Here is a 12434-nt window from a genome sequence, read left to right on the forward strand (position 1 = left end):
TATGAAACCGGTTAACCAAAAAATTCCACGAATAAGCAAAACACTGCAATATTTGTAACCGCTCACATTGAGTGCGGAATCGTAAGTAAAAGGGTTAAAAGTAGTATGAAAATGGTTTATTCTTAAAAATTACGAATAATTTTGGAGGTGATAATATGAAAATGGAGAAAATAACCATTACAGATATTGCAAGACTTTCAAATGTATCGAAAACCACTGTTTCAAGAATCATAAATGGAAACTATGGAAAGGTGAATAAAGATACGAAAGAACGGGTGTTAAGAATCATAGAAGAATTAAATTATCAACCTAACACATTGGCTCAAGGACTGAAACTGAAAACAACCAATGTAATAGGGATTGTTCTTTCTAAACTCCATCCGTTTTGGTCTGCAGTTCTTGAAGGGGTTGAGGATGCTTGCCGGAGTCAAGGATATAGTTTGATGATTTCCAATACGGGAGACGACCCTGAACTTGAGGTTGAACAAATCAAGAGTTTTATGCAAAGAAAAGTAGACGGGGTGATCGTCAGTCCAACCATTCACAATAAAGCCTTTTATGAAGAACTGATTGAGCGTTCTTATCCGATTGTTGCCGTAAGCCGTAAAACACCGAACGTATCTTTAAACGCAGTAGCTATGAATGATATTAAGGGTTCATGGATGGCAACAGAACATTTATTGTCGCTGGGGAGAAAACGGATTATGTTAGTCGTCTACCCTCCTAATGAAATCAGTCCAAGATATGAACGTGTTGCAGGGTTTAATATGGCGTTAAGTGCACAGGGTAACCAAGAAAGCTGGGTTGAGATTGTAGATGAGAAACCTGGAATGGCAAAACAAAAAATAATAGAAGTCCTTAAAGAGAAGAAAGTAGATGCGATTATCTCAACCAACAATATTCTGAATTTAGAAATATTGAAAGCGGTAAAAGAATCGGGATTAAAGATTCCTGAGGATGTAGCTATTGTAGGATATGATGATCCTGCTTGGGCAGAATTGGTGGATCCCCCATTAACATCTGTTTATCAACCTGCATATGAAATGGGGGAAAAGGCTGCGAAACGATTAATAGAATTGATAAAGAACACAGACAAAACAGAACCGGAAACAACGATTTTTGAACCCAAACTAATCATAAGAAAATCATGCGGTGAAAAGGGGGAGTAAAAAAATGATTGTATGTGATCTGCACAATTGGAATTTGGAGAAATATGCTTTTCATTCTGCCATTCAGATAGGTATGGAGTACATAATAAATACTGATATTGGTAGTCTTAGCCCCGGAAAATATGAAATTCAAGGAAAAGAAATTTTCGCTCAAATCCAGGAGGTTAATACGAAGTCAATCGTTGATACTCAACCTGAATCACATGCACGCTACATTGATATTCATTATCTATTTAATGGAAGTGAAGAAATCATCGGGGTAAGCAAAGTGAATCAAAAGAGCATAGTTTCCACTAACAACTTTGAAACGAAGGATATTGCTTTCTACGACTCAGTAGAAGATGAATCTTTCATTCTACTTAAACCAGATATGTTTGCTATATTTTTTCCTACAGATATCCATCGGCCTTGTTGTCATGTGGGAAAATCTGAATCTATCAAAAAAGTAGTCATAAAAATTGATTCATTGTTACTTAGTGATCAGCGTTTTGTACAACCTTCGAAAATGTACGTAAGGATGTGAAAACTGTGAAACGTGTAGGATTAGGTTTTTTCTTAGCTGTTTTCATACTCATAATCAGTGGAATTATGTTTTGGCAAGCATTACCAATGGGGTACTACAGTGAGTATGGACCAGGTCCAGGATTTCTTCCCTTATGGATCAATGGGATACTGATTATTTTAGCGGTTTTGTATTTATTCATAACTCTAATGAAGAGTGATATCGCGCTTTCTAAAGTCTTTCCAAAAGGAGAAGGGTTTATCAATGTATTGGTTTCAATGGGTGCACCTATCCTGTTTTTAATTCTCATCCCATATACCGGTTTTGTAATCGCTAGCATGATTACATTATTCATCCTTTTTATTCGAGGATTTAAATGGTATTGGAGTTTGGGGTATTCTGTCGGGTTATCAATCCTTTTATTTTTGGTCTTCAGTACGCTATTACGGGTTCCATTACCTGTAAATGTCTTAGGTTGGTAGGAGGGGAATATGGAAGCATTTGGCTTTTTACTTCAAGGGTTTGAAACGGCGCTTACATGGCAAAATCTATTATTCTGTACAATCGGTGTGTTGTTTGGGATGTTCGTTGGCGTCTTGCCTGGACTTGGACCAGCTGCAGGAACGGCACTCCTTTTGCCGCTAACCTTCACACTAGAGCCGGTTACTGCCATTATTATGTTAGCTGGAATCTATTATGGGTCCATGTATGGTGGGACCATCACATCAGTGTTAATTAATACACCAGGTGAAGCTGCATCGGTTATTACTTGTTTGGATGGTTATCCTTTAGCTAAAAAAGGACGCGCAGGTGCTGTACTTGGAATTGCTGCCATTGGTTCATTTATTGGAGGAATCATTTCCATTACGGGTTTAGTCCTGATAGGACCGATTATTGCCAGGCAAGCGTTAAAATTTGGTCCACCTGAATACTTTGCGTTACTGGTTTTAGGATTAACGCTGTTGGTTGCCTTAATGGGAGCTTCCCTTTTGAAAGGAATCTTAGGTGCTCTTTTTGGATTATCCCTAGCTTTTATTGGGCAAGATCCTAGTTCTGGATTCATTCGATTTAATTTTGGTGAAACTTATTTAACAAATGGTATTGAATTTATTACGATGGCTATGGGCTTATTCGGACTTTCTGAACTATTTTTTAACGCAGAAAAAAGCTTTCGTGAAAAAGCAGAGGAGCCGCTAAAGGTGAAAGGATTATTGCCAAATAAAGAGGAATGGGGCCCATCCATGAAGGCTATTGGCCGTGGAAGTATATTGGGATTCTTTCTTGGGCTAATACCTGGTTTAAACTCAGTCATACCGACCATTCTCAGTTATTCATTGGAAAAGAAATTATCAAATGATCCATCGCGTTTTGGTAAGGGAGCGATGGAAGGAGTGGCTGGTCCAGAAACAGCAAACAATGCATATTCTGGTGGAGCACTGATTCCATTATTCACGCTAGGTATTCCAACCTCACCTACGATTGCTATTTTACTAGGTGCTTTTATCATGCATGGTCTAACACCAGGTCCAACATTATTTCAAACCAACCCAACGGTGGTTTGGGGAATCGTGGCCAGTATGTTTATTGGAAACGCGATACTTTTAATCATGAATTGGCCATTAGCTGGTATGTGGGCAAAGATAACAATGGTTCCATTTAAAGTGCTATTACCGATCATATTGATGGTTACTATACTCGGAACATTCAGCATTCGAAATAGTTTATTTGATGTAGGAGTGATGATTTTCTTTGGGATTTTGGGCTATTTTCTTAAAAAAGCTGACTTCCCGCTCGCTCCGATTATCTTGACTTTTGTTTTAGGAAGCCTGTTAGAAACTACCTTAATCCAGTCGTTAACCATGTTTGAAGGTGAATTTTCTAAATTCTTTACAAGACCCATTTCAGCAACTATTTTAAGCATTGCAATTATCTCGATACTATTTAGCATTATTTCATCCATCCGGGGAAAAAGAATTTCAACTGGTGATGTAGAAATGTAATTCTTTTAAAAAAATGGTTTCAAATAGTTATATCTATATAATTTTCAAAATATTCACAAAAATCGGAGGGGTTTGTATGAAAAAGAAATTCTTGAGTATGTTGTTCGTGTTATTGTCTATTATTCTTATTGCTGGATGTGCACAAGGGGAAACCACTGCAACAGAAAAAACAGAGGGAAATAAGGAAGCTAAAGGTATTGATTGGCCGACGAAACCGATTAATTTTATTGTACCTTTTGCTCCTGGTGGAGGTACGGATTTAGCAGCAAGAACGCTGCAGCCTTATTTGGAAAAAGAATTAGGTGTTTCCGTTGTTATTGAAAATAAAACAGGCGGCGGTGGCTGGGTAGGCTGGGGCGATTTAGCCACTAGTCAGCCAGATGGATACACACTTGGTTACTTAGTTTTTCCGAACATTTTCACAGGCTATTTAAACCCGACAGCAAACAGACAGGAAACGTTTGATAGTTTTGAGTATTTAATGAGTCATCATGTGGATTCTGGGATGCTTGTTGTAAAAGGTGATGAATCTAGATTTAATACGATTGAAGAATTTATCGACTATGCAAAGAAAAATGATATCGCTGGCAGCAGTGGTGGTGTTGGATCTGCTCCACACTTTGCGGGAGTGCAAATGAATGACCAATTGGGTACGAATATTCGTTTTGTTCATGGAAATGGAGGGGCAGAAGCGATTGCTCAACTCCTAGGCGGACATATTGATGTAGGATTTCTTGACTACTCTTCATCAAAGGATTTGATCAAATCTGGAGAGTTAAAAGTGTTAGCCGTCTTTGGTTCTGACCGATTCTCTAAACTACCAGATGTCCCTGCAATTAATGAAGTCTTTGATACAAAAATTCAAAAACTATTAAGTAGAGGAATTGCTGCTCCAAAGGGTGTTGATCCGGCTATTCTAGAAAAATTAAACGCAGCGTTGGAAAAGGCGATGAATAATCCTGAACATGTTGAAAAATTAGCAGAACTGGGAGTGGAAATTCACGGGCTTAAAGGGAAAGAATATATCGAATTCCTTAAAGAGCAAGAAGCATCCATGATTGAACTAAAAGAAGTATTTGGTTGGTAAAGAGGAGTTAGTCAATAGGAGTGAAGAAAATGAAGCCAGGGTTTAGAATATATACAAAAGTAAATAGACCGCCGAGTGAATTGATGGAGAAGTTCAAACATATTCCTGTCGCAAATATTGCGGATAATATGGGAAGAATCTCATGTGTGGATACAGGAATCAAGCCTTTTAATAGAGTAAAGATGGTAGGCCCGGCAATCACCGTAAAAGCACCTCTAGGAGATAATCTGATGTTTCATAAAGCATTAGATATGGCTCAAGAAGGAGATATCATCGTCGTTGATGGTGAAGGCAGTATGAATCATTCACTAACCGGTGAGGTCATGATGAGATATGCAATGTCAAAAGGAATTAAAGGATTTGTCGTGGATGGATGCATTCGAGATGTCGAAGCCGTAAAAGAGTTAGAATTTGGCGTCTTTGCAAGAGGAGTACAGCCAAAGGGACCGTATAAAAACGGCCCCGGGGAAATAAACGTTCCAATAAGCATAGGCGGCCAGGTTGTGAATCCAGGAGATATTTTGGTGTGTGATATAGATGGAATTGTCGTGATCAAACCTGACGATGCTTTATTCTTACTGGAAAAATCCTTACAACAAAATCAAATAGAGGAAGAGTATATGGAATTGATTGAAAAGGGTATATGGGATCGTTCTTGGGTTGATCGGGAACTAAAAAATAAAGGATGCGAAATCATAGAAGATTTTGCCTATAAACATTAATTGAAATAATGAACACATTTGTAGACCAAATCACGTCGTGGATTTGGTCTTTTCTCATTTTAGAAATCATAGGCAGTTAAGTTTAAGAAAAAACGGAAACAAATGGTGTGGACGGTTCCTTTTTAAAGACAAATCGCTCTTTTAAATAGCTCCCTAAATTTCTCCTTATCTTCGGATGTAAATGGTTTTGGCCCCTTTGTCCGCTTGCCGCTTTTTCGAGCCATGGCACTCAAATAACGTGTTTGTAATAATTGGTCAATGTTTTCATTTGTATAGCTATACCCAGTATGGTGAAGAACCGTACATCCTTTTGCTAAACCGAGCGAAGCAAGACCATAATCCTGGGTAACGATAATATCTCCTTTTTGAGCTAACTTCATAATCCGATAGTCCGCAGCATCTGCTCCTGAATCAACATAGATGGTTTCCACTCCTGGTGGTTGTTCCGCACTAGAAAAATGAGAAAAGCTAGTTACAAGGGTAACAGGAATTCCTGCCTTTGTACTTTCAAAGATAACAATATCTTTTACCGGACAAGCATCTGCATCAACATAAATTTTCATCTTAATATCTCCCGTAATAAGTTTGAGTTGATGATAATGGCAGATGAAGCTTTTGTCAAACGATACAACATAGACTTATTGAACAAATTCCAGACTATCGACGATTTTTACAGCTTCCTTAATGGGACCTTTATAATAAAAGTCGTACACATATCCATCGCTAGTTTCCCAAGAAAAGCTAGTGTATGCTTCGCGTCTCGTGCCAAGAATACTGATATGCCCTTCAATAATGTCTTTGTTTTTTAGCCAGTTCGCTTTCTTCATCGCTTTAAATAGTTCATCTGCCTGCTGATACGGCTCATCCCTGTTATCCCCATCAAAACGCATGGTCCATGGCCCGCGCTTTGCATATATCAACGATCGAATCCATGGTTGAATCCATAACTTCACGCCATCTTTCTTTTTATAAAAAATAAAATCCCTCGGTCGGTCACTTGGCATTATCGTACCAACATATCCGGATAGCTCACCGATTCGACTCGACTCGGTCGGTTGAAATAACGCAGGATCGTTTGCTTGGTAAGGTTTATCCATTGAGAGAAAATAAATACTATACCTATTTTCATAGGCTCTCACCTTAACAGACGCATGCTTTTTTGATTTTTTATGATGGTCGCTCCAATAGGTGGGTAATAAAACCGGAACATTCGTATTTTGTATCAAACCATTTGCAACAGGTCGTAAAAATGGCACAACCTCCTGAGGCTTTACTAGTGCGGTGAGAAACAATAAACTTATTAAAGAGAGCAGAGCTAGTTTTTTCAAAAAGAACCCTCATTTAACCACTTTTTTTATTATAATTCACATTAAGAGTAGGAATTATTAAACAATAAAAAAAGCCAACAATAGGAATGAATATGTTAAAATTTAGTAAAAGGCGGTGGTTTGGATGAATAACGAAAAAAAGGCATTTAATGATGTAATCGACCACTATAATAAGATTGAAGGTAACGCTGCCAATCTTGCTAAAACAGATTTTAAAAAATTGCCAAAACCTATTAGATACATAGGATTTTTTATGATTGGTTTCTTTTCAATTTCCATTATTTTAATGATTATTTTAAATATATTTATGGATTGATGTGAATTTTACGAATATACAAGGAAAGGCTGGTAACTACATTGACTTTTTATCGTTCATTAACACCCTATTATGATGAAATTTTTCCTACTAATATGAAAGCTGTTAACTTTTTAGTATCAAACTTTAAACAGGGAGAAACATTGCTCGACGTTGGGGCAGGAACAGGTAATATGGCACTCTACTTGTCAAAAGAAGGGTTTAAAATTACAGCCACGGAACCTGAGGAAGCAATGGCTAATCAAATTCGTGAAAAAGCAGCCAACCATTCAGTTAGTGTATTTACGAAAACTATGCAGCAGCTAGATGAATTTGAAGAAACCTTTGATGGGATTTATTGCATTGGAAACACACTTGTTCATTTAAATAATTTAGAGGAAATCAGCGAATTCATTCATCAAGTATATAGAAGGTTAGCGGTTGATGGCGTATTTATTTGTCAAATTGTTAATTTTGAGAAAGTCTTAGGAAACAAGGATTTTACATTTCCTGTCATCCGAAAGGAAACCTTTGAATTTAAACGCTGTTATGACGTAACAGGGGATCATGTTTTATTTACAACTACTTTAACATCAGCTGGACAAACCTTTTCAAATACGACTACTTTGTTTCCTGTCACGTCAAAACAATTACTTCCTATTCTAAAAAAAAGTGGGTTTCAAACAATCGAAACTTACGGTAACTTTGAAAAGGGTACATATTCGGAAAATTCCCCAGCGTTAATTGTTGTTGCCAAAAAGTAAAAAAACTCCCAAATTGAAACACTAGGTTTCGATTTGGGAACTTTTTTAATCTTCTATTGGAAACCATCCAGTTCTGTTGATAATCATTTTCCAAAGTGGAGCTGGCACTACAAGATGCGATTTAGCGTCTTTCTTTATTTTTGTTTCAATTTCAGATTCTTTTCCTAGTTTCACTTTTTCCACCCAGTCAGGATCAATAATAATTTCTCTTCCGAGTGCAATCATTGAAACACCCGTTTGAATCGCTTTTAAGGCATCGTCTGCTGTTGAAATGGAGCCGACACCAATCACTGGAACACTTTCCCCAACTCTCTCCTTAATCACTTCAATGCGAGAACGGGTATCTTCAACACCTCGTCTTGGCGCTGACCAGAACTCCAATGTGGAAACATGAAGATAATCAAGCTCTTTCTTTGCCAAAACATCCACAAGTGCAAGCGTATCTGACATTGTAATTCCAGGTGTTTCAGGTTCCTCTGGTGAGAATCTGTATCCAACGATGAATGGTTGTTTCGCATGTTCCGCTACTACCTTTTTGACTTCATCTACAACGGCAAGCGGAAAGGATAACCTTTTTTCTAAACTGCCGCCATACTGATCTTCACGTCGGTTAGTGTATGGTGAAAAGAACTGATGAATTAAATAGCCATTAGCTCCATGTAGTTCAACCCCATCGAAACCAGCTTCAATTGCTCTCCGGGTTGACTCGCCAAAATCACGAATAATGGATTGAATTTCTGTCTCCGTCAAAGCACGAGGAACTGGATTGGACCCTGTACCTGGCTCTCCTGAAACAGCACTTGCACTTACAACGTCTCCATTTGGTACTAACTCTGGCGGACACTTCCTGCCGCCATGGAAAATTTGCAGGACTGCTTTTGCACCTTGTTCTTTAATGGCAGATGCGAGCCGACGTAAACCTGGAATAAAGTCATCATGATCGCTTCCAAATCCACCCTGAAATGCTTTTCCGCTAGCTGTGACATACGCACAACCGGTGATAACCATTCCGACACCATTTGAGCGGCGGCTATAGTAGGCTATTTCTTCATCTGAAACCGTATAATCATCGTTACTCGACCAAGTTGTCATTGGTGCCATCGCGATACGATTATCTAATTGAATACCGCTGCGCAAGAGAATGGGTTGGAATAGTGCTGTATATTTTGTATTCATAATTATTTACCTCCACATCTTAGTGAACTCTTTTATCTTACTTTTACGATTTAAAAATTGCATTAAAAATGCTTGATGATAGGAAGTCTTTGAATAACTTTGCCAGTTATTAAGCTAACTATTCTTCCATTAGTCTCTCAATGAATGATTGGATAATTATGCTAAGGAACGATATGATACTTAGTGTATAAGTGGGAGAATACTGGAGAATTGCGAGAAATACTAGCGGATGGCGAGAAATACTGGCGGATAGCGAGAAATACTGGCGGATGGGGTGAAATACCATCGTATAGCCAGAAATACCTAAAAGAAACTGTTATGGCACATATTTTTTAAAGAATATATAGGAGGAATATACAATGTCCCAAAAAAATCAAAAAATCGTTCCACATTTATGGTATGACAAAGAGGCAAAAGAAGCTGCGGAGTTTTACGCTACCATATTCCCAGAATCTAAAATTACAAACATATCAACCATCCACGACACCCCCTCAGGCGACTCCGATATTGTCTCTTTTGAGCTTTGGGGCCAGAAGTTCATGGCAATTAGTGCAGGACCTTATTTCAAAATCAATCCATCAATATCTTTCATTGTAAATTTTGATCCATCGCGAGAAAAAAATGCGAGTGAAAAAATAAATGAGGTTTGGACCAAATTGTCCGAAGGTGGAACAGCATTAATGCCACTTGATAAGTATCCGTTTAGTGAAAAGTATGGTTGGATTCAGGATAAATATGGCTTGTCATGGCAGTTAATGCTAACCAATCCTGAAGGTGAAGAGCGGCCAACAATTCTGCCGTCACTTTTGTTTGTCGGCGATCAAAGTGGAAACGCAGAAGAGGCGTTTACTTTTTACTTAACAGTATTTAAGAACGCGAAGCTCGGACATATCGCCCGCTACCCAAATGGCATGGAGCCAGACAAGGAAGGAACGATCATGTTCTCTGATTTCAGCCTAGAAAATCAGTGGTTTGTCGCAATGGATAGTGCGCATCAGCATAAATTTAGTTTTAACGAGGCGATATCATTTATGGTGTACTGTGACACACAAGAAGAAATTGATCACTATTGGGAAAAGCTATCTGCCGTTCCTGAAGCCGAGCAATGTGGCTGGCTGAAAGATCAGTTTGGTGTATCCTGGCAGATTGTGCCAAGTGAGATAAACGAGATGATGAGCAAGGGTACTCCTGAACAGCTTGCCCGTGTAACACAAGCATTTCTTAAAATGAAGAAATTTGATCTTGAGGAATTAAGGAAGGCATACGAGGGATGAACAATGTAAATATACTATTCCGTAGAAGAATTGGGATCCCGGATCATGAAGTAATAACATTTAAAAATATAGACAAGGTCCTTGAAAACACAGCCAAAACGATTCCATTTGAGAATTTATGTATTATAGAAAATAGGACTGCTGAAATAACTAATGAAAGCTTAACGAGTAAAATTCTTGAGCAAAACGAAGGTGGAATTTGTTATGAGCTCAATGCAATTCTTAATCTTTTTTTAATCGGAAACAACTTTAACACAACGTTAATCCGCTGTGTGGTATATGATCCTTTGAAGCAACAATGGAGTGCAACTGGGAATACCCATGTTGCTAATCTTATTACCCATAATGGGCAAGATTACCTTGTTGATACTGGTTTTGGAGGGAACTTACCCTTAAAACCAGTGCCGTTAAATGGGGAGCGGGTAGAATCTAGTAATGGTGAATTTAGAGCGGTGCGAGAAGAAAGTGAACATGGTGATTACATTTTGTACATGAAGTTAAAGCGTAAAGATAAAGATTGGGAAAAAGGGTATGCTTTTAATTCTGCTAAACGGTTTACGAAAATAACTGACTTAAATGAAGTACAGAAAATCATCATTGAACATCCAGAATCGGCATTTAATAAAAAGCCTGTGATGACCAAACTAACAGATAAAGGGAACATGAGCCTAACAGAATCCTCGTTTACCGGATGGGTGGATGGGATAATGAAAAAAGAAAAAATTGATGAAAAACGATTTAATGAAATTAGAAAAGAAAATTTTAATCTATAATCTCTAAGTGTTCGAGCATTTCTCTCTAAAAAGGAATGCTCATTTTTTATTGTCTGAAATTCAATAATAAAATAACAAATTTCAATAATATTTTATTGTAAATCGATAAATATCATGTTAATATCAATCTATAATAATTAGTGAGGTGCTTTTTATGAAAAAAGGAACAACATTGTTTTTAAAACTTGCTGTTATTCTTATGGGAATCCCAGTGCTTGCTTTGGCTATATTTGGCCTGACTTGGTTGCCAAAAAATCCAGCAAATCCAGAGTATGCCCATATACTGTACCCAATTGTGGTTGGTATGTATGTATCAGTGATACCGTTTTTCGCTGCATTGTATCAGGCTTTTAAGCTTTTAGGACATATGGACAAGAATCAAGCCTTTTCTGATTTGTCTGTTAAAGCACTAAAAAATATTAAATTCTGTGCCATTACAATTAGTGTAATATATGCGATCATTTTACCATTTGTTTTTATGGTAGCAGATCTGGATGATGCACCAGGTCTCGTCATAGTCGGAATGGTCCCTATCTTTGCTTCCATGGTAATCGCAGTCTTCGCTGCAGTTCTCCAAAGACTATTACAAGAAGCTATTGATTTAAAATCAGAAAATGACTTAATCGTCTGAGGTGACTACCATGGCAATTATTATTAATATTGATGTGATGCTGGCTAAGCGGAAAATGAGTGTAACAGAACTTTCGGAAAGGGTTGGAATCACGATGGCTAACCTTTCGATATTGAAAAATGGAAAGGCAAAAGCGATTCGACTATCAACTTTAGAGGCGATATGTAAGGCTTTAAATTGCCAGCCTGGAGATATTCTTGAATATCGAAGTGACGACGAACTTCAAGAAAGTAAATAACGATTTTTAATGTGTTTGGAAAGCTAATAACACTTACTGGGCGTTTCTACAAAAAGTAGCGACGTTTTTTTTATTGAATTAAAGTGAGAAATTTGAACAGAGGAAATAAAAAATAAGCACCCCTAACTAGTGCTCATTCCTACCTTACCTGCCTAATCAAATTACGACATTGTTTAATTTCCCCATTGTTTCAGAACTTGTTCTTTAGCAATTTGGTAAATTTCTTCTTCTGATTGGTTTTTATTCGCAAGTACTTTGATTTGATATTTTTTTCCTTTGTATGGTACATAAATTGTATATTCCCACATCTTGATCTTTCTCCTTCCTATTAAGTAATGGGTTTTGTACTTTAAGTATAAAAGCAATTCTTTAAGTTCTGATGAATTCTTTGTAAAGTTTTATTTAAATAGGGTATTTATAGTAAATACTAATACTAAAAGAAACTAAAAAAAGGGGATACATCATGGGATCTATT

At 37.5% G+C, this 12434-nt stretch carries 17 protein-coding genes; 13 read left to right on the top strand and 4 right to left on the bottom strand.

Annotated features, from left to right (window positions below; all coding sequences use genetic code 11):
- The first annotated feature begins 155 nt into the window (after positions 1–155).
- From V7124_RS02905 to V7124_RS02930, 6 genes are all read left to right on the top strand, one after another.
- Positions 156–1169, top strand: a complete 1014-nt coding sequence (locus tag V7124_RS02905; protein ID WP_335485758.1) for a LacI family DNA-binding transcriptional regulator — start codon at positions 156–158, stop codon at positions 1167–1169.
- Positions 1170–1173: 4 nt separating this feature from the next.
- On the top strand, positions 1174–1692 hold the full coding sequence (locus V7124_RS02910) for a YhcH/YjgK/YiaL family protein (protein ID WP_335485761.1): 519 nt from the start codon (positions 1174–1176) through the stop codon (positions 1690–1692).
- Between the two features lie 5 nt (positions 1693–1697).
- Entirely contained in the window at positions 1698–2153 is a 456-nt protein-coding gene (locus V7124_RS02915) for a tripartite tricarboxylate transporter TctB family protein (protein ID WP_335485764.1), read from the top strand.
- A 9-nt stretch (positions 2154–2162) separates the two neighbouring features.
- Positions 2163–3671 carry a tripartite tricarboxylate transporter permease gene (locus V7124_RS02920; protein WP_335485768.1) on the top strand — a complete coding sequence of 503 codons (1509 nt, stop codon included), beginning with the start codon at positions 2163–2165 and terminating at the stop codon, positions 3669–3671.
- A gap of 76 nt (positions 3672–3747) precedes the next feature.
- Complete coding sequence (locus V7124_RS02925; protein WP_335485770.1) at positions 3748–4758, top strand: tripartite tricarboxylate transporter substrate binding protein; 1011 nt, start codon at positions 3748–3750, stop codon at positions 4756–4758.
- Between the two features lie 29 nt (positions 4759–4787).
- Positions 4788–5480 carry an RraA family protein gene (locus V7124_RS02930; protein ID WP_335485773.1) on the top strand — a complete coding sequence of 231 codons (693 nt, stop codon included), beginning with the start codon at positions 4788–4790 and terminating at the stop codon, positions 5478–5480.
- 122 nt (positions 5481–5602) lie between these two features.
- Here the strand turns inward: V7124_RS02930 and V7124_RS02935 are convergent, their stop codons facing one another.
- On the bottom strand, positions 5603–6043 hold the full coding sequence (locus V7124_RS02935) for a YaiI/YqxD family protein (protein ID WP_335485777.1): 441 nt from the start codon (positions 6041–6043) through the stop codon (positions 5603–5605).
- Between the two features lie 75 nt (positions 6044–6118).
- Complete coding sequence (locus V7124_RS02940; RefSeq protein WP_335485780.1) at positions 6119–6808, bottom strand: hypothetical protein; 690 nt, start codon at positions 6806–6808, stop codon at positions 6119–6121.
- Positions 6809–6932: 124 nt separating this feature from the next.
- On the opposite strand from V7124_RS02940, the gene V7124_RS02945 reads away from it, so the two are divergent.
- Together V7124_RS02945 and V7124_RS02950 are read left to right on the top strand one after the other, a co-directional pair.
- Positions 6933–7124, top strand: a complete 192-nt coding sequence (locus tag V7124_RS02945) for an amino acid transporter (protein ID WP_335485783.1) — start codon at positions 6933–6935, stop codon at positions 7122–7124.
- Between the two features lie 41 nt (positions 7125–7165).
- Positions 7166–7867 (top strand): class I SAM-dependent methyltransferase, encoded by a 702-nt coding sequence (locus V7124_RS02950; RefSeq protein WP_335485787.1) that lies wholly within the window; start codon positions 7166–7168, stop codon positions 7865–7867.
- Between the two features lie 45 nt (positions 7868–7912).
- Here the strand turns inward: V7124_RS02950 and V7124_RS02955 are convergent, their stop codons facing one another.
- A complete protein-coding gene (locus V7124_RS02955) occupies positions 7913–9043 on the bottom strand; it encodes an NADH-dependent flavin oxidoreductase (RefSeq protein ID WP_335485789.1) in 1131 nt (376 codons plus the stop codon).
- A gap of 183 nt (positions 9044–9226) precedes the next feature.
- Between V7124_RS02955 and V7124_RS02960 the strand changes: the two genes are divergently transcribed.
- The 5 genes from V7124_RS02960 to V7124_RS02980 all read left to right on the top strand — a co-directional run bounded on the left by V7124_RS02960 (position 9227) and on the right by V7124_RS02980 (position 11959).
- Positions 9227–9379 carry a hypothetical protein gene (locus tag V7124_RS02960; RefSeq protein WP_335485792.1) on the top strand — a complete coding sequence of 51 codons (153 nt, stop codon included), beginning with the start codon at positions 9227–9229 and terminating at the stop codon, positions 9377–9379.
- Between the two features lie 23 nt (positions 9380–9402).
- Positions 9403–10317 (top strand): VOC family protein, encoded by a 915-nt coding sequence (locus tag V7124_RS02965; RefSeq protein WP_335485795.1) that lies wholly within the window; start codon positions 9403–9405, stop codon positions 10315–10317.
- Positions 10314–11090: an arylamine N-acetyltransferase family protein gene (locus tag V7124_RS02970; protein ID WP_335485797.1), complete on the top strand. Its 777-nt coding sequence runs from the start codon at positions 10314–10316 to the stop codon at positions 11088–11090. The genes V7124_RS02965 and V7124_RS02970 overlap by 4 nt, the downstream gene beginning before the upstream one ends.
- A gap of 154 nt (positions 11091–11244) precedes the next feature.
- On the top strand, positions 11245–11721 hold the full coding sequence (locus tag V7124_RS02975) for a DUF2975 domain-containing protein (RefSeq protein WP_335485800.1): 477 nt from the start codon (positions 11245–11247) through the stop codon (positions 11719–11721).
- Between the two features lie 10 nt (positions 11722–11731).
- A complete protein-coding gene (locus V7124_RS02980) occupies positions 11732–11959 on the top strand; it encodes a helix-turn-helix domain-containing protein (RefSeq protein ID WP_335485803.1) in 228 nt (75 codons plus the stop codon).
- Between the two features lie 173 nt (positions 11960–12132).
- Here the strand turns inward: V7124_RS02980 and V7124_RS02985 are convergent, their stop codons facing one another.
- A complete protein-coding gene (locus tag V7124_RS02985; protein WP_335412897.1) occupies positions 12133–12267 on the bottom strand; it encodes a BA3454 family stress response protein in 135 nt (44 codons plus the stop codon).
- Positions 12268–12434: the final 167 nt, after the last annotated feature.

Origin of the sequence: Neobacillus niacini (assembly GCF_036961885.1) — a bacterium.
GTDB lineage: Bacteria > Bacillota > Bacilli > Bacillales > Cytobacillaceae > Neobacillus > Neobacillus niacini_H.